A 20356-nucleotide genomic window follows, 5' to 3' on the forward strand; every position below is an offset into this window, starting at 1 on the left:
ACGTCCAAGACGATGTCCGAGCTACCTTCCCAGTGCCTATTGCGTTGTGCCGGGAAGCAGTTCGACCGGTTCGGGAGCGCCGGAGACCATACCGGCCTGCGAGAAGTACTCATACGCAGCACGGGCCACCTCGGGTGCGAGGATCTCGAGATGGCGTTCTGTCACCTCATAGCGACCGGCCGCATCGGCGAGTTGGTTGAGGTCGTCGAGGCTGACATGGTCCAGAACCTCACCGGTGTCATCGTCGTATGACGTGTGCACTGCAGCGGCGTGCGCATCCTTGGCCAGCGTTCGGAGCCGGTTGTCGTAGGCGCACTCACCCAAGCAGAGGTCGAGGCCGTCTTCGAGTTCGGTGGGTGTGGAGTGCCAGCTGCCATGCTCCCACCAGCGCACGAAGCTGATCGAGTCCGCGGTGAGAACACGCGGGTGATGTGTCCTGAGCTCGACAGCTCGAACCCATTCCGGCGCATCGCTTCTGGGGTCGTAGGGCTGGTCCCAGACGGTGTTGCAACGATCCCATCCGAACAGCACTGCGCGATCACCGGGATATCGGATGAGGGCGAACCAGTTGCCCGCACAGTCCTCATGATCCAACCGGCCGCCGGTGACCACCGTCGCCGTACCGATCTCTTCGGCCAACTCGGCGGGTTCGAACACCGCGTCGGGGAAGGCCGCGAAAAACACATCCATGACAACGGCTGTCACCCACAGCACGCGCGGATGCGGCAACTCCAACTCCATGTCCGGCAATGTAATAGCGGCCACCGACACCGCGCTGGGCTCGCGAGCCGCCGAGAAAGGGTTCAGCGAGTTCTCTACCGGTGGTCGGCGGCTAGTTTCAGGCCGAAGGCGATCAGTACTGTGCCGGTGAGGGTGTCCATTGTGCGGCGGACGCTGTCGCGGTTGAGCCAGGTTTTCGCGAGGGTGGCGGCGGTGATGATCGCGGTGAACCAGAGCATGCCCTCGATGTTGTGGATGAGGGCGAGGAGGGAGCCCATCAGCAGGGGTGGGACTCCGTCGGGGAGGAATTGGGGGAGCATCGCGACGTAGAAGACGCCGACTTTGGGGTTGAGGAGGTTGGTGCCTAGGCCGCGGGCCCAGGCTCCGAATGCGCTCGTGGGTGAATCATCCAGTGTGGCTTGTGGATTGGTTGCCCGTTTGCGGAGTCCGTCGCGGATCATGGTGATGCCCATCCACGCGAGGTAGATCGCTCCGGCGATGCGCAGGCTCGTGTACGCCAGTTCCGAGGCGGTCAGCAGCAGGGAGACTCCTGCCGCGGCGGCCACGCCCCACACCAGCGTGCCGGTGCCGATTCCGATCGCGGTGGCGAATGCGTAGCCGCGGCCGCGACTGATCGCGGCGCGGAGCACCAGCGCGGTGTCCAGCCCGGGGACCAGGGTGAGCAGACCCGCGACTACGGCGAAGGACAGCAGAGCGTGCGGCATGCGCGCAGCCTATATGGGCGATCGGCCCATACCGGCTGGCTCATTGCCGTCGAGTGCAGCGTGCGATGTGATGCGTGCGGGTCGATATGACCGGTTAGCACGTCATGCCGTGGCGCACAGCGGACTTGGGGTCGAAGTTCTCCGGGTCCACCGCGACGCGGACGACCTTCTGCGCCGACAGGTCGACCAGGAAGGTCCAGCCGTTCGGTAGCACGAGGCCGTCGGCGTCGACGCGGTTGACCTGAATGTACTTGCCGCCGTTAGCCGGTCGGCGCGCGGTGAAGCGGCCGAAGCGGGTTTCGGGGGCCTTCGCTCGCACAAGCGCTATCGCGGATTCCACGTCCGTATCGGAAATGAGCGCTGGTGCGGTCTGGGTCTGGGTTTCCATCGGTGTCAATCTCCTTGCGGTCCTTGCCTGTTTCGCCTACTTCATACAGAGCGTTAGCCCGCATGGCACGTGAATTCAAGCATGTGGCCCAACTTCGCGGCGCGTCTCACAGCTGGGATGCCGGTGATATACCCGATTTCGGACAGCGCAACGGTCGCCCAGCAGGCTCTCGACTGCTGGGCGACCGGGATCGATCGATGGTTCAGTGAGTCGGATCCGGGACCGCGGGGCCCAGGTCCAGAGGTTGCGCGCCGCTCTGGCTGTCGTGCGCGGTGTTTCGATTGCCGCTTTCGCTGGAGCCGTCGCCTACCGCGCCCGAGCTGAGCGTGTTGCCGTTACCGGGGCTTGCGATATTTCCGTCGCTGCCAGCCGACCCGAGACCCGAACCGCTGTCTCCCGATCCGGAACTGCCCGAATCGGCGATGGGCAGGGAGACCTTGGTGTCGCTGCTACCCGCCGAACCGGTGTAGGCGCTTTGGGACAGTGGCAGGGATGGGAAGTCGGCGCTGCCGGTACCGCCGATGGGGGCGGGCGTCGCGGCGGCGACGCCGAGGCCGAGCGTCACGATCGACGCTCCGGTGACCATGACGGCCGCGGTGGCTTGCAGGTAGGCGGCTACGATTCGTACGCGTCTTCGTGCCGGATATCGGTTCTTCATCTGATCCTCCAACATGCTGAAAAGGGTTATTGCTCTGTGGGATTCGATGTCTCGCTGCGCCGAGCGGCGTTCACCTCCAGGCTGTGATCGATGCGAAAGAATGCGGGGGATCATGCCGTCAGCGGGGAGAAGGGGCATGATCCCCCGGACCGGCACGGTCTGGTCCGATTCAGACGCCGGTCGGCAGCGGCCATCACGAGCGGGAGCGGTGATGGCCGCGATGTGGTCAGTGCGGTTTGCGGCCGCCGTCGACGATGTCGAATTCGTTGGGCAGATTGGCGCGATACAGTCCGGCGTCGACGGCCTTGAACGGTTCCCAGAGGAGCTGTTTGAACTGTTTGTGTAGTTCGACCGCGCCCTGGGATGAGCCCGAGGCGTGCAGTACGGCGTTGGCGGCGCGGCGGCCGCCCTCGTTCGCGCCTTCCATGCAGGACACGTTCATATCGGTTTTGATCCAGTCACCGGCGAGCATGAGATTGTCGATGCCGGTGGCGGCTTCGGGACGCTGGGTCCATGAGCCCGCGTTCTGGATGAAAATCGAGTCGTCGTAGGCGATTTGGGGTGTGCCCGCGCCGGTGAGGCCGGTGTCGATGAGCGTCGAGTGCACCATATCGTCGGTCAGCTGGGTGACGCCGTCGCCGTTGACGTGCGCCTTGATCTGCTCCCAGGTTTCCTTGACGATCTCCTCGGGCGTGCACTGTTTGGCGGTCTTCTTGTTGAACATGCCCGGGGTGTCCCAATCCGAGATGATGGCGGAGAGAACGTCTTTGACGGTGCCGTCGCCGTAGGAGGTGAGCGGTTTCTTCCAGAACTGGGCTTCGCTGATGGAGGTCAGCCCCCAGGAGGCGTCGTTGTATCCGACGTGGCCGTTGGCCAGATCGTGGCGGGATTTGAGGAAGTACTGCAGTCCGACCATCCAGGCGTTCTGGAGTTTGCGCGCACCTGCCAGGGCAGGATCCGCCGCGACCATGGCGTCGTCGAGAACGGTGGAGAAGCGCTCGTGCGGTATCGCCGAGATGTAGTAGTCCGCTTCCACCGCGTTCGTGCCACCGGAACCGGATACCGTCGCCGAAGCGATGTGTTTGCCATTGGTCTTGAAGCTCGAAAGCTGCTGTTCCAGTTGGATCTTCACGCCGATGGAGCGCAGATAGTCGCCCCACGGATTGACGAACTGTTCACTCGTCGGACCGTTGAGCACCCGATCGTTGCCCTCACCCGCCGCACCACCGTCGTTGTTGATGCCCAGCAGTGACCAGACATAGGATTCACCGACCAGCCCGATCGCGTTGGCACTGCAGTTCGCGGATTTGGTGGCTACCAGCTCTTTGATGAATCCGTCGCCGAGGAACCGGTTGTACTCCTTCGACGAATTGTTCAGCTTCGCGAAATCGGTCCAGGTGATGTTCTCCCACTGGCCGAATTTGCGTTCGTCGCAACTGGTTACGTAGACGCCGAGGCGTTCCGCCGCGAACAGCGCCTCCTGCGCCGGGAGTCGCCATACCGTCTCGAGCACCGAGGACACCGAGTCGATGAAGGCTTTCAACGTCATCGGCAGCTGGGGCAGCGGGATCGGGAACGGTAGCGGAATGGTGAGGTTGTGCCGGTTGACCCCGGCGATCATTGCCGCTTCGAGTCTGACCAGGTTGTCCCACACGCCATTCTTGTTGCCCGCGAACGGTATTCGGCGCATCGTATCCGGCAGGTTGTGATAGAAGCCGAAGAAGCTGCGGAATCCGTGCTCGCCGGGTAATGGCGTGGACCCCGAGTTGGGGGCGTAGATGCTACGGGTCTTGCCGCCCAGCACATTTCGCGCCTCGTACAGCGTGACGGCGAATCCGCGCTCGGCTAGTTCATGTGCCGCTGTCATACCGGCCGGGCCCGCGCCGAATATAGCCACGGTTTTCCCCGGGGGAGCGGCGCTGGCCCGCCAGCCCTTTCCGGCTCCGGGCACCGTGCCCATCGTCGTGAGCGCTGCCACGCCCGCGCCGGCGACCGCGGCATTCTTGAAGAATGAGCGCCGCGATTGCGGCGGTAACTGTTTGTCGTGCAAGTTCGGCCTCCCGACCAATCGGCCCGGGGCGTGCGATCCTGCGCTCCGCCGGGGGCCCGACTATTCCGTCGAGGCAATATGTTAACAACTATTCTTGGCTGTAACCGTTTCCTGGCAAGTCTGTTTCAGGTCACAGAAAGCGCGCTTACCTGCATATATGTGACATCACGGAACAATCTCGACAGCTGAACGGGTGTAATTAGTTCCCCATCAATACTTCCAAAAATGCCTTACCGAGAGTTGTTCCGTGACAGGCTACGTTCCACGATCCAGGCGATAGACCTTGTGCGACATGAGAAGTCGTGGTGACCATGAATCAGAGCTGCGCGGACCTCACCACCGTGACGTGGCGGTGTACCGAATTCGCGATCGACATGCTGGACGGCCATGCCGAGCCCACCGCGGCAGACCTCGCCCCGCTCACCCAGGCGGTGGCCGACTGGGCGCGCGCGGGTGTGCCACTCGATGCGATCCAGCACGCCATCCACACCGGATTCCGCAGGGGCTTGGCCGAATTCACGACCCGGGTGAATCCGGCGAACGCCGGTGACATCACCACCGGTGTCGCACTGGCCATCTCGTTGTTGACCGTCATCACCTCGACCGCCTCACTCGCCTACCTCGGCGAACTGCGCTCCGTGCTCTGCGAACGCCGCGGGGCCGCAACAACACTCGCCGCCGCACTCCTCGGCGGCCGCAGCACCAAGACGATGGCTCGCGAGTGCGGCATCACCATCGCCGAGTCCTATACCGTTCTGGCACTGGGTCTTCCATCCGCCCCCACGCAGGTCGCCACGAACCGCACGATCGGCCGCATCCAGGACGAACTCACCACGCACGCCGAATCAGGTGTGCTGTCCCTCCTGGGCCCGGGCGGCGGCACCGTCCTGATCCCCGCGCCAACCCTGACCGACGACGAGGTCAACGATCTGGTCAAACGCCTTTCCGCCGCAGCGGAAGTCGAGGTGACCGCCACCAGCACCCACGCCACCGTCCCCGATATCCCCGCCGCCGCCGAACACACCCGCGAACTCCTCAACCTGGTCCGACAAGCCCACAACACCCCCGGCCTCTACCGCTTCGACAACTTCGCCCTCGAATACCAACTAACCCGCCCCGGCCCCGCCCGCCGCCTCCTCGCAACCCAACTCGACCCCCTCGACGCCCACCCCGACCTCTTCAAAACCCTCCGCATCCACCTCTCCAACGAACTCAACCGCCGCCGCACCGGCCGCCAACTCCACATCCACGCCAACACCGTCGACTACCGCATGCAACGCATCAAACAACTGACCGGCCTCGACCCGGCCCTCCCCTCCGACCTCTGGCAACTACGCTCAGCCCTGATAGCCAGACTCAGCGAAGGCCCGAGACCGTGAGTCGTCCCACCGAACCCAGCTCAGGAAAACGCATGAGTCAGATGGCCTTCTACGGCGATATCGCCAGCAGCGACAGTCAGTCCGTATCAGCGGTTCTCACCGACTGGCTCGATCGCGAACCTGAAACTGCTGATCCGCCTCTGCGCCGACAGGGGCCTGAACTGCGTAATCGACTACACGCCGGTCGATTCCAATGGCGACCCGGTGGGAGACGAAGTGACCATCGACGTGAGCGACTCACGGTCTGTGTAGCTGGATCCGTCGACGAGTCAGTCCCGTTGTCCCGCAGGTGTGCCGAGCATGATGCTGAGGTCTCGGATCGCGTCGTCGAATGCTTTCCGGGCGCCGGGTTTGCTGTTCAGTCCGCGGTTGCCGCAGTGCGGGATCTCGCGGGTGGTGAAGTCGTAGAGATCTGGACGGGCGATGTTTGAGAGTTGCCAGCCGGTGCGGGCGTTCTTGCCAAGGGGCAGAACAATTGTGAGGTCCGGCAGGAGATCGACGAGGCGGCGGGTCCAGACGACGCCTGCCTTGAGCTCCCACACGTGTGAGCCACCATTCTTGGTGTTCGAGGTGGGGAAGGGGCAGACGTTCCAGTGCACGACGTTCTTCCAGCTGACGCCGTGACGGTCGTATGCTTCGCGGCAGTTGCGGGCGGTCGCGTCGTTGTTGTCCAGACTCAGTAGTCCCGAGCCGGTACCCGCCTCTGCCATCGTGCTCGGGTTGTCGAGTAGAACCAGTGCGCGGGCGTGGATTCCGCCCTGATCCGGATCGACGTAGGGGACCGTGCCCGGCTCCAGTGCGCGTGCCCGCGCGATTTCATCGGCGAGCGCGTTTATCGGCGCGACGTGCGGCTGGCGGATGCGCGACATGCGCTCGTTCCGGACCTCGGGGTAGGCATTGCGTCCCAGGACCATGCTGCTCCTCCATCGGTTCTCTCGATGGTAGGGCCGCACGAGCTACGCCCGGCGTGTCCCAGCGCGCAGGCTGAATTCGGCTGCGTGTCAAGTCAGCTCGATGAGCCTTCGATGCTCAATGTCGCGGTTGTCAGGTTTTCGGCGGCGGTGCGCGCGATGGTGGCGGCTTGGCGTAGTTGGGCTTCGGGGTGGGCGGTGCGGTGTTCGACGGCGGCGCGGATGCGGTCGAGGGAGACGCCCGTTGCGGTGGTGGCGTCGCGTAGTTGGGTGTGGCGGTCGTCGAGGTCGCGGTGGGCGGCGGCCAGCTCGTGCAGGCGGCGGTGGAGGTCGGCGATGTGGTTGATCAGGTCTTCCACTTCGCGGGTGGTGAGTTCGAGGCCGGGGTGGGTTTCGCCGGAGAGGATCGCCTCGCCGGCGATCTCGGCGCAGCGTGCCTGGAGCACGTCGAGAATGTCTGTCACACAGATCCCCTCCTACGCTGCGGCGGGGGCGGTGCCAACCCGGCCCCCGACGGTTCGAATGGTCCATCCACGCCCGGAACCAATTACACCATTGTCTCCGACAGTGGATTTTCACTACCGGTTTTCCCGACGTCGACTGAGGAATTGCCCACGATACGTACGAGTAACCCCGAGACGCTGTGTACGTGCGCGCGGTTCGGGTGCAAACTACGCGAGACCGGCAGTCGTAATCCAATCGCCCGACCCCGGGCCAGTGCTGTGGAAGGAGTTGGCGAGTGTTCAGCCGTATCGCCATCGTGAATCGTGGGGAGGCCGCCATGCGGTTGATCCACGCCGTCCGAGATCTGGCCGCGGAGACCGGGTTACCCATTCAAACCGTGGCCCTGCACACCGATGTCGACCGGAACGCGACATTCGTGCGAGAAGCAGACGCCGCCTATGACCTGGGTCCCGCGTCCGCGCGTCCGTATCTGGATCTCAAGGCGCTCGAGCAGGCGCTCGTCGCCACCGGCGCCGACGCCGCCTGGGTCGGTTGGGGTTTCGTCGCCGAGGATCCCGCCTTCGCCGAACTGTGCGAGCAGATCGGTGTCACCTTCATCGGCCCCAGCCCCGACGCCATGCGCAAGCTCGGTGACAAGATCGGCGCGAAGCTGATCGCCGAAGAGGTCGGCGTACCCGTCGCCCCGTGGAGTCGCGGCGCGGTCGAAACCCTCGACGCCGCCCTGGAGTCCGCGTCGAAGGTCGGCTACCCGCTGATGCTGAAGGCGACCGCCGGTGGTGGTGGCCGCGGCATCCGCATGGTCTCCAATGAGGCCGAGCTCGCCGATGCCTACGAGCGCACCAGTCAGGAAGCCGCCCGCGCGTTCGGCAGCGGCATCGTATTCCTGGAGCGCCTGGTCACCGGCGCCCGGCACGTCGAGGTCCAGGTGATCGCGGACGGTCAGGGCACCGCGTGGGCGCTCGGCGTGCGTGACTGCTCGGTGCAGCGCCGCAATCAGAAGGTCATCGAGGAATCTGCCTCACCCGTGCTCGCGCCCGAGCAGGTCGCCGATCTCAAGGCGTCGGCGGAGCGGCTGGCCATCGCGGTCGGCTACCGCGGCGCTGCCACGGTGGAGTTCCTCTACCACCCCGGCGACAAGATGTTCGCGTTCCTCGAGGTGAATACCCGCCTGCAGGTGGAGCATCCGATCACCGAGTCCACCACCGGATTCGATCTGGTGCGCGCGCAGCTGCACGTCGCCTCCGGCGGCAAGCTCGAGGGTGAGCCCCCGGCCGAGCGCGGCCACGCGGTCGAGGCACGCCTCAATGCCGAGGATCCGGATCGCGATTTCGCACCCGCGCCGGGCCGCATCGCACGCCTGAATCTGCCTGCGGGCCCGGGCATTCGCGTCGATACCGGCGTCAGCGAGGGCGATACCATCCCCGCCGACTTCGACTCCATGATCGCGAAAATCATTGCCTACGGCCGCAATCGCGATGAGGCGCTCGCGCGCCTGCGCCGTGCTATGGCCCAGACCCAGGTCGTCATCGAGGGCGGCGCGACCAACAAGAGCTTCGTGCTCGACCTGCTCAACCAGCCCGAGGTCATCGACGGCAGCGCCGACACCGGCTGGATCGACCGCGTGCGCGGCGAGGGTCGCCTTGTCTCGCAGAAGCATTCGTCCATCGCGCTCGCGGCCGCGGCCATCGACGCGTACGAGGAAGAAGAGAACGCCGAGCGCCATCGCCTGCTCTCCACCGCCGCCGGTGGCCGTCCGCAGGTGCAGCATCAGAGCGGCCGCCCGCACGATCTGAAGCTGCGCGGCGCGAGCTACCGCGTGCGGGTCGCCCGCATCGGCGCGCACCGCTTCCGGATCGGCATCGAGGCCGGTGGCGATATCGCCACCGCCGATGTCGATTTGGAGCGTTTCGATCAGCACACCGGCCAGATCGTGGTCAACGGCACCCGGTACCGCCTGGTCACCGGCACGCACGGCCCGATCCACGTGGTCGATGTCGACGGCGTGACGCATCGCATCAGCCGTGACGAAGGCGGCGTCGTGCGCTCGCCCGCGCCCGCGCTGGTTGTGGCGACTCCGCTCTCGGTCGGCGATGAGGTCGAGGCGGGCGCTCCGGTGCTCGTGCTCGAGAGCATGAAGATGGAAACCGTGCTGCGCGCACCGTTCCGGGCCCGGCTCAAGGAAGTCTCGGTCACGGTCGGCAGCCAGGTCGAGACCGGCGCGCCGCTCATGCGCCTCGAGCCCCTCGCAGAAGAGGGCGAGGACTCCGAGGGCGCGGCCACCGAACAGGTCCAGCTGGATCTGCCCGGTGCGCCGGAATCGGTTCGCCCGCAAGAGCGTTTGACCCGCGGCCTGCAGGACGTGAGCAGCCTGCTCATGGGCTTCGACGTCGATCCGCACGATGATCGCCGCGTCGTCGACGAGTACCTGATCGCGCGCCGCGCCGCCATCGCGGACAAGCGCCGCCCGCTGGTCGAGGAATTCGAGATCGTGCGCCTGTTCGCCGATCTCGCCGAGCTGAGCCACAATCGGTCGTGGGAAGACGAGAGCGGTCCCGCGCACGCGCCCAGCGCGCGCGAGTACTTCCACATCTACCTGCAGAGCCTCGACGTCGATCGCGCCGGTCTGCCCGCGTCGTACCAGGCCAAGCTGGGTACCGCGCTCGCGCACTACGGCGTGAACGAACTCGATCGCACGCCCGATCTCGAGGCGGCGGTGTTCCGTATCTTCCTGGCGCAGCAGCGTCCGGCCGATGCGGTCACCATCATCACCACGCTGCTGCGCGAGTGGCTGCGCGAGCCGGGACCCGATGGGGCACTGCGCGAACCGGTCGGCTTGGCGCTCGAGCGTTTAGTCGCCGCGACGCAGATACGTTTCCCCGTCATCGCCGATCTCGCGCGCGGGGTCGTCTATGCCTGGTTCGGTCAGCCGCTGCTGCGCCGCAACCGCGCTCGCGTCTACACCAGCGTGCGCAAGAACCTGCACTACCTGGACCAGCATCCCGATGCCGCCGATCGCGGTGAGCGCATCGCCGAAATGGTGCGCAGCACCGAGCCTTTGGTGCGTCTGCTGGGTCAGCGCCTGGTGCGCGGATACGCCGACAACTCCGCCATGCTCGAAGTCCTGACCCGCCGTTACTACGGCAACAAGGACCTCGCCGACGTCCAGACCAAGCACGCGAGCGACAACACCTTCGTGGTCGCCGAACGCCGTGGCCTGAGCCTGGTGTCGGCCGCTGGCAGTTTCGACCAGATCAGCGGTGTGCTCAGCGGTTTGGCGCAGGTCTCCGCCAGCGCGGCCTCGGTGGAAGCCGATATCTACCTCGGCTGGGAGAAGCAGCCCGAGGACTTCGACGCCATGGCCACGGCCCTGCAGGAAGCCCTGGACGCGCAGCCCCTGCCGAACCAGGTGCATCGCATCACCGCCACCGTCGCGGGCAGTGGGGGCGCGGTTATGCACCACCACTTCACCTTCCGGCCCTCGGCGACCGGCATGGTCGAAGAGCGCCTGATCCGCGGTCTGCACCCGTTCATCGCCCAGCGCATGCAGATGAAGCGCCTGCGCAAGTTCGACCTCACCCGACTGCCGTCCTCGGACGACGAAGAGGTGTACCTGTTCCGCGGTATCGCCAAGGACAATCCGTCCGATGAGCGGCTCATCGCTTTCGCCCAGGTCCGCGACCTCGCGGCGCTGCGCGAGCGGGACGGTCGACTGCTGGCGCTGCCCTCGGCCGAAATCGCGATCGCCACCTGCCTGGACTCGATCCGGCGCGCGCAGTCGATGCGGCCCTCGGCCAAGCGGTTCAACACCAACCGCATCGTCATGTACATCTGGCCTGCGGTGGATGTCACCCGCGCGGAGCTCGAGACCGTCATCGGCGGGCATGTGCTGCCGATGACCGCGGGCGCCGGGCTGGAGGAGATCCTGCTCATCGCCCGCCAGCTCGATCCGGAAACCGGTGAGCTCACCAAGATCGCCCTGCGGATCGCGTTCGACGCGGCGGGCGGTGCCGAGGTGACCATCGGTGAGCGCACCGACGAGGCCGTCGAGCCGCTGGACGAGTACCGTCAGAAGGTGCTGCGCGCCAGCAGCCGCAACACCGTGTACCCGTACGAATTGACCGGCCAGCTCGGCGATTTCAGCGAGTACGACCTCAATATCGAGAACGCGCTGGTGCCGGTGGATCGGCCCAAGGGCTACAACAAGGCGGCCATGGTCGCCGGTGTGGTCACCACCCCGACCCCGCAGTACCCCGAGGGCGTCACCCGCGTGGTGCTGCTCGGCGATCCCACCAAATCACTTGGCGCGCTGTCGGAACCGGAATGCCGCCGGGTGATCGCGGCGCTGGATCTGGCCGAGCAGATGCAGGTGCCGCTGGAGTGGTACGCGTTGTCCTCGGGCGCGCGGATCTCGATGAAGTCCGGCACCGAGAACATGGACTGGGTGGCGGCCGCGCTCAAGCGCATCGTCGAGTTCACCCAGGATGGCGGCGAGATCAATATCGTCGTCTCGGGCATCAACGTTGGCGCGCAACCGTATTGGAACGCCGAAGCCACCATGCTCATGCACACCAAGGGCGTGCTGATCATGACCCCGGACTCGGCGATGGTGCTCACCGGTAAGCAGGCCCTGGACTTCTCCGGTGGTGTGTCGGCCGAGGACAACTTCGGTATCGGCGGCTACGACCGCGTCATGGGCCCGAACGGTCAGGCGCAGTACTGGGCGCCGAACCTGCTCGCGGCCCGCGATGTGCTGATGTCGCACTACGACCACACCTACATCGCTCCCGGTGAGCAGGCCCCGCGCCGCGTGGAGACCAGCGATCCGCTCGATCGCGATGTCTCGGACTTCCCGCATCTGGTGGCGGACAGCGATTTCACCACCGTCGGTGAGATCTTCTCCTCGACCGCGAACCCGGATCGCAAGAAGCCCTTCGACATTCGCACGGTGATGCGCGCGGTGGCCGACCAGGATCACCCGGTGCTCGAGCGCTGGGCGGGCATGGCCGACGCCGAGACCGCGGTTGTGCAGGACGCGCGTCTGGGCGGTATCCCGGTGTGCCTGTTGGGCATCGAGTCCCGGGGCGTGACGCGTCGTGGCCTGACCCCGACCGACGGACCCGACACCTATACCGCCGGAACGCTTTTCCCGCGCTCGTCGAAGAAGGCCGCGCGCGCCATCAACGCCGCCAGCAACAACCGCCCGCTGGTGGTGCTGGCGAACCTGTCCGGCTTCGACGGCTCCCCGGAGTCGATGCGCAAACTCCAGTTGGAGTACGGCGCCGAAATCGGCCGCGCGATCGTCAATTTCCAAGGCCCGATCGTGTTCTGCGTGATCTCGCGGTACCACGGCGGCGCGTTCGTGGTGTTCTCCAAGGCCCTGAACCCGAATATGACGGTGCTGGCCCTGGAAGGCTCGTTCGCGTCGGTGCTCGGTGGCGCGCCCGCCGCCGCGGTGGTGTTCGCCCACGAGGTCAGCACCCGCACCGCGGCCGACCCGCGCGTCCGGGAGCTCGAGACTCGTGCCGCCACCACCGCCGGTGCCGACCGTGCCGTGCTGACGGCCGAACTCGACGAACTGCGCTCCTCGGTCCGCACCGAGAAGCTCGGTGAGGTCGCCGCCGAATTCGACCGCGTGCACAATATCCAGCGCGCCGTCGAGGTCGGTTCGGTCGACGCGATCATTCGCGCCGCCGAACTCCGTCCGCGCATCATCGATGCCATCGAGGCCAAGCTGCGCTGAGCTCCACCAGGCTAGGCAGCTGAGAAGATTCCGCCGGTCCCTTCACAAGGGGGACCGGCGGAATCATTTGTGCCCGTAGGGATGTGCGATGCGGTGGGTGAAGGTGCCGTGGAATCCCCAGGGAATGTGGTGGTCGAGCCATGCGGTGGCCAGCGGACCGCGTTCGAGGTCGCGGGCATCGAGTATCAGGAGCTGGGAACGGTTGTCGATGAGTTCGTGATTGAGAGCCAGCAGCCAGCCGTCGTCTTCCTCGGCGTCGCGGGTGCGCGGTACGAACAGGGGTTCGCCGACCGAACTCGCACCCAGCTCGCAGCTGGTGAGCTTGCCGGTCCGGTGATCGACCTTGACCACCGCGTTGAACAGCCCGGCCGGTCCGCCCGCACCGGCGAAGTAGCTGTAGCGGTGTTCGCGGGTACCGCGACGCCAGTCGTATTGCGGGAATTCGCCGGAGCGATCGGCGAGTTCGCGTTCGATCACGGTGCCGCCCTTGGTGATCCGATACTGCATGAGCCGTGAGTGCGGGAACTGCGGCTCGCCCAGGTCGTCGCGGTTCACCATGCCGGTCATGCGGCGGACCTCGTCCCAGCCGGTGTCGAGCCGCACGAGTTCGACCACCACGTCATCGCCGTCGTCGTAGGCGTTGGTCAGGTGCAGATGCAGGAGCGCTTCGTGCTCGACGATGCGCGGGCGACCGCCCCGTTTGGGTACCAGCAGGAACCGGGTTCCCTTGGCGCGCTTGAACTCCAGCGAATCCACGAATGAGGACGTGGCCAGTGCGAGTTTGGCGATATTGGGCAGGATCGGGTCGAGCACGAACACCATATAGCGCGCGGTGAGCGCGAAATCATGGTTCCACGGCACATCGAGCATCGGTATCGAGGCGACGCTGTGCAGCTTGCCCGAGCGATCGATTCGATAGGTGCGGATGCGCGGGGTGGGCAGCACATCCAAGCCGAAGTTGTACATATCGCCGGTGACCGGATCCCATTTCGGGTGCGCGGAGAACGCGCCGAGGAAGCCGAGGCGACCGCCGAAATCGGTGGGGCCCAGCGTATCGAGGGTATCGGGATCGATGCGGTAGGGATTGCCCATCTCCCACAGCGCCAGCAGGCCACCGTCGTAGTTGACGATATTGGTGTTGGCCACGTTCTCCGGCAAGCGGCCGATATTGGCCAGCGGGCCGCCCGGAATCTGGTCTCCCACACCGCGATACCGAATCTGGTTCGAGCGCTGGCCGTGCTGGAAGTGCCGGGTGCGCACGTACCGGTTGCGGAATCGCACCGTGGTGCCGTCCAAGGCGAACTGCGAGATCATGCCGTCGCCGTCGAATACGTTGTGTAGCAGCGACTTGCCGACCTGATGCTTACCGGGTCCGATTCGATAGAGCGTGCCCTGCAGATCCTGCGGCAGCGTTCCGTCGATCTGGTCGATCCGATAGTCGAGCTCGTCGAGCAGCGGTGCGGTGACCTGGTGGTAAGCGGACGCGTGAGTGCTGGTCATCGCGGATTCTCCCTTGAATCACTAATCTGATGACACCTGTCATCTGATGACGTATGTCCGCAAATGTAGAAGCGCGCCTGATGTGTTGTCAATGACGAACACGGCGCGAACGCGGAGGCAGCCTGCGCGAAAACCGCATCCGTGATGTGTCATCGCCCGCAGCCGGTCTCGTTGTTAGATGTGCAGCGTCTGGTCGCGCCGGGGTTGCGAGTCCGGCACGGTGTTAGCTTTGTTTTGGGACCGTTCACTCCGGCGCCTAACGCGGGGATCACGCGCGACGAGAGCCGGTCCGCCTCCTCTACCGGGAGGTTTTCCGCAGAGACGCGCCGGAGTCGCGGCGCACTGCCCAGGAGTTGCTGTGTTCTACGAATTACGAGTGCATTCCCCGCTGCCATATCTGCCGAACGGGCCGTTTCTGTCACCGCAAGATCTGTTGCGCGCCATCGATGGAGACTTCGACGGTGATATTCCCCTTGCCGGTTGGGCCGGTGCGCTCGGAACGCTGTATCGAGAATGGTGTGCGGAGCCGTCGATGGTGCAGATCGGTCAGAGTATCGACACGGTGGTGCATGAGATCGATGTCTGGATCGGGGCGTTGCTGCCCCGGCCGCGACCGGGAGCTCCGCGCTGGACCGATTCGGTCGGCGGGGTGATCGGCCGGGTGGCGGAGGCGGCGGTGCGTGCGCAGTGGGCGCTGCACTGTGCGAGCGACGCGATTCAGCGGCATCGTGCGTGGGACCATCTCGCCGAAATGCGCGGCGCCTATGAGGATTTGGCGCAGCTGGCGTTATCCGGCTCGATCGATCTGCCTAAATCGTGGCCCGCTGTCAGCTGGCCCGCCGCCGCGAGGTGATGGCGGTGCCGCATGCCCACCGGGCTAGAGGCAGTTCCCGGTGGGCGCGCCCGCAGGCCGTGGACCCCTTTCGTGTCACCGATCCAGGGTCCGCACGCACCAGAGCTGGTGCGAGCCTGCGGAGAGTACCGGCCGGCGTCGGGAGTCGGTCGACGTCGGCATCGGTACGGCATATGAGGCGTGAATCCTGTTGCCGCGCTTACGTTAGGGCCCGATCGAAGCGGTTGACAGTCGATGCGCGATGGCTCGGAGATCTCACCAAAAGAACAGCCACGGTACGTGAACCGCGACAATCGCGTGTGCTCGTATTCGGTCCACAGTCGTAGCCTGCGGCATTTGGTAAGGACCACAACAAAACTCGAATAACGAGTGCCTCCGCGCCGGTGTGTTCTTGACTGCGAGCCGAAGTTATTTCATCGGGTCAGGAGTTGGCATGTCGGGACGATCGAGGCGGGCTGGCACGGTGCTTGTCGCGGCTCTGCTTTTTCTCTCGTGCGGGTGGGCGAGCACATATGCCGATCCCGTGCGGTCCGACACCTCGCGGCTGGTGGAGATTCGCCCGGGACCCGGTAGGCAGACGCAACTCGGGTTCTATTCGACGGCGATGAACCGGACGATTCGAATGACACTGTTACGCGCGGCCCATCCGGAGTCGCCGGCACCGACGCTGTATCTGCTCAATGGTTCCAGCGGCGGCTCGGACGGGAATTGGATCGACCGTACCGATCTCACCGATTTCTTCGATGACAAACAGGTCAACGTCGTTGTGCTGATGGATGGCGCGGGCAGCTACTTCACAGACTGGCGCGCGGATGATCCGGTGCTCGGTAAACAACGGTGGACCACCCTGCTGACTCAGGAGTTGCCGGCGGTCATCGACCGGGAATTCCACGGCACCGGTGCGAACGCGATCGCCGGGGTGTCGATGGCGGGCACCTCGGTGTTCCAATTGGCCATCGCCGCTCCGGGTTTCTACCGGGCGATCGGCTCCTACAGCGGGTGCGCGCGCACCAGCGACCTGGCGGGGCAGGCCATCGTTCAGGCCGTGGTCGCCACGCAGCGCGGCACCGTCAGCAATATGTGGGGGCCCTCGGGTGACCCGGCCTGGCAGGCGAACGACCCCTACCTGCAAGCGGACAAGCTCCGTGGCACGTCCATGTATATCGCTGCCGGAACGGGCCTTCCAGGCCCCGACGATACGCTCGGGGCGGCGCACGGCGATGCCGTGCAGCTGCTTTATCAGCTCATGTTCGGATCTCCGCTCGAGGCGGTCGCGAACACGTGCACCCGCCAGCTACGCGAGCGGCTCAGCGCCGCGGGGATTCCGGCGACCTTCGATCTGCGCCCGAGCGGCACCCACTCCTGGGGCTACTGGCAAGACGATCTGCACAAATCCTGGCCGCAGTTCGAGGCGGCGCTGCGATGACGCGGAAAGAGGCGGCGGTGGCCGTCGGTTCGTTCGGAGCCTGCCTGATCTCGGTATTCATGCAGATGATCGATGTCACGATCGTCAACACCGCGCTCCCATCGATCACCGCGGACCTGGGGGCGTCACAGTCCCAGCAGCTGTGGGTGGTCGCCGGTTACTCGCTGGCCTTCGCCTGCGTGCTGCTCACCGCGGCCCGGCTCGGGGCGATTCTCGGCCGTCGCCGAGTATTCCTCTGGGCTGCGGCGGCCTTTACCGCGGCTTCGGTGTGGTGCGGAATATCCTCCGGCGCAGTGGAACTGGTGTGTGCCCGGATCGCCCAAGGCGTGGCGGGTGCAGGCATGGCGGCGCAGACCATCGCCATCATCACCGCCTCGTTCCGGCGTGACCATCAGCCCTCCGCCTTCGCGATCTACGGCGCCACAGCGGGTTTCGCGGGAATGCTCGGCCCGTTGCTGGGCGGCGCGCTGATCACGCTGAACCCACTCGGGTTGGGCTGGCACGCGGTCTTTCTGCTGAACCTGCCACTCGGTGTAGTGTCCATCGGCCTGGCTGCGAAGTACCTGAACATCGGTCCGGCACCGCAGCGACCGCCCTTGGACCTGCGCGGTTCGGCAATCGCTACGGCCGCGCTGTTTTTGCTGCTGTTCGCGCTCTCGGACAGCCAGCAGTCGGGCTGGCACCCGATGCACGTGGGCTGTGCGGCGATCGCGCTGGCGCTCGCGGGGTTGTTCGTTGCCTACGAGCGAGCGACCCGTCGCCGCGGAGGGACCGCGCTCGTTCGCTTGGATCTTTTCGCGGACAGGGGATTCGCGGTCGGCTCGGTGCTGGTGGCGGTCTTCTTCGGACTGTTCACCGCTTTCGTGTTCACCGTGTCGATCCTGTTGCAGGACGTGCTGCGGTTCTCCGCGTTTCGAACCGGAATCGCCATGACCCCCTTCGCCGTCGGGGCCGGGGCGGGCGCGCTGTGGTCGCCGAAACTGGTGAACCGCTTCGGTATTCGCGTCCTGGCCGCCGGCATCGTCGGCTTCGGTTGCTGGGTCGCGGTGGGCGTGGGATATCTCTACCTGACATCCGGAACGGTGAACCTGGCACTGGTCACCGTCCCGGTGTTTCTGGCGGGCTTCGGTGTCGGGGTCTTCGGCATCCCGCTGCAGCCGATCATGCTCGCGGGATTGGGCGACCGCGATCTGGACGAGGCGTCCGGCCTGCTGCCCACCGTGGAGCAGATCGGCAATTCGGTGGGCCTCGCGATACTCAGCACGCTCTTCTTCCGTGCCCACACCCTGGCGGGCAGCATGACCATGCTCAGCGTAATCGCCCTCGCCGCAATCGGTCTCGGCGCGCTCACACTGACACTGCCCTATCGCCGTGTCGCTCTCGGCTCGACGCCCTGGAGCCGGACCGCCACCAGCTGAGAGGTCCCAGCAATGCCAGCAGTGCCGGTGTGAGCAGCATGCGCAGCACGACGGCATCGATGAACAGCGCGGTGACCATGCCGACCGCGATGTACTGCATCATCACCAGATCCGAGAGCGCGAAGGCTCCGCATACGACGATGAGGATGAGCGCGGCGGCGGTGATGATCCACCCGGTCCGTGCGATGCCGTCCCGGACCGCCTCGGTGTCCGTCGCGCCTTTGCTCCTCGCCTCATGGATTCGGGCAAGCAGGAACACCTGATAGTCGGTGGACAGGCCGTAGATCACCGAAATGATCAGCACCAGAACCAGTGCCATGATCGGCTGCGGTGTGAAGTCCAGTAGTCCGGCCCCGTGCCCGGAGGCGAAGATCCAGGTGAGGACTCCGATCGTGGAGCCGAGCCCGAGCAGATTGAGCAACCCGGCCACCAGTGGCAGCACCGGCGAGCCGAATGCCAGTATCAGCAGGATTGTGGTCAGCGCGAACACCAGCGCGACCACCCACGGCATGCGATCCAGCACCGCGTCCACGCTGTCGATCTCGGCCGCGGATTGACCGCCGACCAGCACGGTCGTGCCCTTGGGCACTGCCATGGCACGCAAGTAGTCGATGGTCCGCTCGGCGTCGTGCGCATTTCCGACTGCTGTCGAGGTGGTGAAGACACCGAGCTGCGAGGGTGCGGAAAAGGGTTCGGGGAACGGCGCTTTCAAACCCGGTGCCCGATTGGCTGATTCGATCGTGGCGTCGAGATCGGTGGTGGAGTACGTCCGGACCACAATCTCGACCGGGTCGGTCTCGCGCAGCGGGAAAAGCTCGTCGAAGTGCTGCTGCGCGGTGCGGGTGGGATGCTCGGGGGGTAGAAATCGTTCGCTGATACCGCCGAAGGCGATATCGCGCACCGGGGCGATGAGTACCACCAGAATCGCCACGACCGGCACGATGGTCGTGATCGGCCTGCGCATGACCGCTCCGGCGATCCGTCCCCAGGCGTTGTTCCGCTGGTCGGCGCGCGCACGCCGGGAATGAAATCCGTTGTAGCCCAACCAGTCCACGCGCCTGCCGAGTATGGCCAGCGCGGCAGGTAGGACGGTGACCGAGACCGCCGCCGCCAGCGCCACCGTCACCATCGCGCCCAAGGCGAACGAGCGCAGGAACCCGTGCGGGAACAGCAGTATCGTGCTCGCCGCGGCGACCACGATGAGCGCCGAGAACGACACGGTGCGGCCCGCGGTCGCCACCGTGACCCGAACCGCCTCCGGCACCTCGTTGCCGGCGGCCAATTGCTCCCGGAACCGGCTCACCATGAAAAGTCCGTAGTCGATGGCCAAGCCGAGACCGATCATCGAAACCACAGGGGAGACAAAGGTGTTCACCTCCATGAAGGTGGTCAGTACGCGGACGATGCCCCAGGCCGCGACGACGGTCAATCCGCCCACGGCGAGCGGAAGCGATGCGGCGACGACCCCGCCGAACAGAAAGAACAACAGCACCGCCACCGCGGGTATCGCGAACAATTCCATCCGGCGCTGGTCGTGGGCCATGGTGTCATTGAGCGCCGCCGCGATCGGCTGTCTGCCCGCGACTTCCATATCGACACCGGGCAACGCGAGTTCGCCGGAGATCGCGCGGAAGTTGTTCAACCTGGTGGTGTCATCGGTGCCCTCGATGGCGACCGAGGCGAAGCCGTGATCCCGTCGCTCGGTGCCGAAGATATCCGGCATCGCCATACCCGTATCGGTGGCCCAGTACGCGCCGTTGATGCGCGCGATCCGGCCCGGAAAGCGCTGTGGCAGACCGTTGAGATAGCCGGCCACGGTGGCTGCGAAGGCAGGGTCATCGACGGTCTTCCCGGTCGGCGCGTGGAACAGTAGCAGCACGTCGGCGCTGTGGTCGGTTCCGAACGCGTGGTCGCGCAGTCGTGCCTCCTGCGAGGATTCCGAGCCCGGATCGTCCCAGCCGCCGACGCCGAGGTGCTCGGACAGTCCGAGGCCGTAGCCACCGAGCGCCAGCAATGCGCCGACCATCACGACCACGACGGTGAACCGCCTTCGCACAAGCCGATCTATCCACGGGGTCGTCTGGCCCGACATCGCAGCTCCCAACTGAGAAACACGGTCCGGT

At 65.6% G+C, this 20356-nt stretch carries 14 protein-coding genes; 5 read left to right on the forward strand and 9 right to left on the reverse strand.

What is annotated here, in order from left to right:
* Positions 1-36: 36 nt before the first annotated feature.
* The 5 genes from ACFC4D_RS14090 to ACFC4D_RS14110 all read right to left on the reverse strand — a co-directional run bounded on the left by ACFC4D_RS14090 (position 37) and on the right by ACFC4D_RS14110 (position 4541).
* A complete protein-coding gene (locus ACFC4D_RS14090) occupies positions 37-741 on the reverse strand; it encodes a hypothetical protein (RefSeq protein WP_376063204.1) in 705 nt (234 codons plus the stop codon).
* A gap of 74 nt (positions 742-815) precedes the next feature.
* Positions 816-1445: a LysE family translocator gene (locus tag ACFC4D_RS14095; RefSeq protein WP_376063206.1), complete on the reverse strand. Its 630-nt coding sequence runs from the start codon at positions 1443-1445 to the stop codon at positions 816-818.
* Between the two features lie 94 nt (positions 1446-1539).
* Positions 1540-1833 carry a hypothetical protein gene (locus ACFC4D_RS14100; protein ID WP_376063207.1) on the reverse strand — a complete coding sequence of 98 codons (294 nt, stop codon included), beginning with the start codon at positions 1831-1833 and terminating at the stop codon, positions 1540-1542.
* A 202-nt stretch (positions 1834-2035) separates the two neighbouring features.
* Positions 2036-2506, reverse strand: coding sequence for a hypothetical protein (locus ACFC4D_RS14105; protein ID WP_376063208.1), 471 nt, complete (start codon positions 2504-2506; stop codon positions 2036-2038).
* A 211-nt stretch (positions 2507-2717) separates the two neighbouring features.
* A complete protein-coding gene (locus ACFC4D_RS14110; protein ID WP_376063210.1) occupies positions 2718-4541 on the reverse strand; it encodes an FAD-dependent oxidoreductase in 1824 nt (607 codons plus the stop codon).
* Between the two features lie 311 nt (positions 4542-4852).
* Between ACFC4D_RS14110 and ACFC4D_RS14115 the strand changes: the two genes are divergently transcribed.
* Positions 4853-5920, forward strand: a complete 1068-nt coding sequence (locus tag ACFC4D_RS14115; protein ID WP_376063671.1) for a PucR family transcriptional regulator — start codon at positions 4853-4855, stop codon at positions 5918-5920.
* A gap of 269 nt (positions 5921-6189) precedes the next feature.
* On the opposite strand, the gene ACFC4D_RS14120 is transcribed toward ACFC4D_RS14115, so the two are convergent.
* Positions 6190-6834, reverse strand: coding sequence for a uracil-DNA glycosylase (locus ACFC4D_RS14120; RefSeq protein WP_376063212.1), 645 nt, complete (start codon positions 6832-6834; stop codon positions 6190-6192).
* Positions 6835-6926: 92 nt separating this feature from the next.
* Positions 6927-7295: a hypothetical protein gene (locus ACFC4D_RS14125; RefSeq protein WP_376063213.1), complete on the reverse strand. Its 369-nt coding sequence runs from the start codon at positions 7293-7295 to the stop codon at positions 6927-6929.
* Positions 7296-7570: 275 nt separating this feature from the next.
* Here ACFC4D_RS14125 and ACFC4D_RS14130 point away from each other — a divergent pair, with 275 nt between their 5' ends.
* Positions 7571-13036 (forward strand): carboxyl transferase domain-containing protein, encoded by a 5466-nt coding sequence (locus ACFC4D_RS14130; protein ID WP_376063215.1) that lies wholly within the window; start codon positions 7571-7573, stop codon positions 13034-13036.
* A 63-nt stretch (positions 13037-13099) separates the two neighbouring features.
* Here ACFC4D_RS14130 and ACFC4D_RS14135 read toward each other — a convergent pair whose 3' ends face one another.
* Positions 13100-14536 (reverse strand): carotenoid oxygenase family protein, encoded by a 1437-nt coding sequence (locus ACFC4D_RS14135; RefSeq protein WP_376063216.1) that lies wholly within the window; start codon positions 14534-14536, stop codon positions 13100-13102.
* Between the two features lie 358 nt (positions 14537-14894).
* Here ACFC4D_RS14135 and ACFC4D_RS14140 point away from each other — a divergent pair, with 358 nt between their 5' ends.
* The 3 genes from ACFC4D_RS14140 (at position 14895) to ACFC4D_RS14150 (ending at position 18233) form a co-directional block, all read left to right on the forward strand.
* Positions 14895-15389, forward strand: a complete 495-nt coding sequence (locus ACFC4D_RS14140) for a hypothetical protein (protein ID WP_376063217.1) — start codon at positions 14895-14897, stop codon at positions 15387-15389.
* 433 nt (positions 15390-15822) lie between these two features.
* Complete coding sequence (locus ACFC4D_RS14145) at positions 15823-16815, forward strand: alpha/beta hydrolase (RefSeq protein ID WP_376063218.1); 993 nt, start codon at positions 15823-15825, stop codon at positions 16813-16815.
* Entirely contained in the window at positions 16812-18233 is a 1422-nt protein-coding gene (locus ACFC4D_RS14150; RefSeq protein ID WP_376063220.1) for an MFS transporter, read from the forward strand. Before ACFC4D_RS14145 ends, ACFC4D_RS14150 begins: the two co-directional genes overlap by 4 nt.
* Here ACFC4D_RS14150 and ACFC4D_RS14155 read toward each other — a convergent pair.
* Entirely contained in the window at positions 18163-20325 is a 2163-nt protein-coding gene (locus ACFC4D_RS14155) for an MMPL family transporter (protein WP_376063221.1), read from the reverse strand. The two genes, ACFC4D_RS14150 and ACFC4D_RS14155, sit on opposite strands and share 71 nt — an antisense overlap.
* Positions 20326-20356: the final 31 nt, after the last annotated feature.

This window comes from Nocardia sp. NPDC056000 (assembly GCF_042269265.1).
In the GTDB taxonomy this organism is placed as follows: Bacteria; Actinomycetota; Actinomycetes; order Mycobacteriales; family Mycobacteriaceae; genus Nocardia.

Excerpts from the sequence above, each read along its gene's own strand:
- ACFC4D_RS14090 (WP_376063204.1), bottom strand. The coding sequence starts at position 741 with ATGGAGTTGGAGTTGCCGCATCCGCGCGTGCTGTGGGTGACAGCCGTT.
- ACFC4D_RS14095 (WP_376063206.1), bottom strand. The coding sequence starts at position 1,445 with ATGCCGCACGCTCTGCTGTCCTTCGCCGTAGTCGCGGGTCTGCTCACC.
- ACFC4D_RS14100 (WP_376063207.1), bottom strand. The coding sequence starts at position 1,833 with ATGGAAACCCAGACCCAGACCGCACCAGCGCTCATTTCCGATACGGAC.
- ACFC4D_RS14105 (WP_376063208.1), bottom strand. The coding sequence starts at position 2,506 with ATGTTGGAGGATCAGATGAAGAACCGATATCCGGCACGAAGACGCGTA.
- ACFC4D_RS14115 (WP_376063671.1), top strand. The coding sequence starts at position 4,853 with ATGAATCAGAGCTGCGCGGACCTCACCACCGTGACGTGGCGGTGTACC.
- ACFC4D_RS14120 (WP_376063212.1), bottom strand. The coding sequence starts at position 6,834 with ATGGTCCTGGGACGCAATGCCTACCCCGAGGTCCGGAACGAGCGCATG.
- ACFC4D_RS14135 (WP_376063216.1), bottom strand. The coding sequence starts at position 14,536 with ATGACCAGCACTCACGCGTCCGCTTACCACCAGGTCACCGCACCGCTG.
- ACFC4D_RS14145 (WP_376063218.1), top strand. The coding sequence starts at position 15,823 with ATGTCGGGACGATCGAGGCGGGCTGGCACGGTGCTTGTCGCGGCTCTG.
- ACFC4D_RS14150 (WP_376063220.1), top strand. The coding sequence starts at position 16,812 with ATGACGCGGAAAGAGGCGGCGGTGGCCGTCGGTTCGTTCGGAGCCTGC.
- ACFC4D_RS14155 (WP_376063221.1), bottom strand. The coding sequence starts at position 20,325 with ATGTCGGGCCAGACGACCCCGTGGATAGATCGGCTTGTGCGAAGGCGG.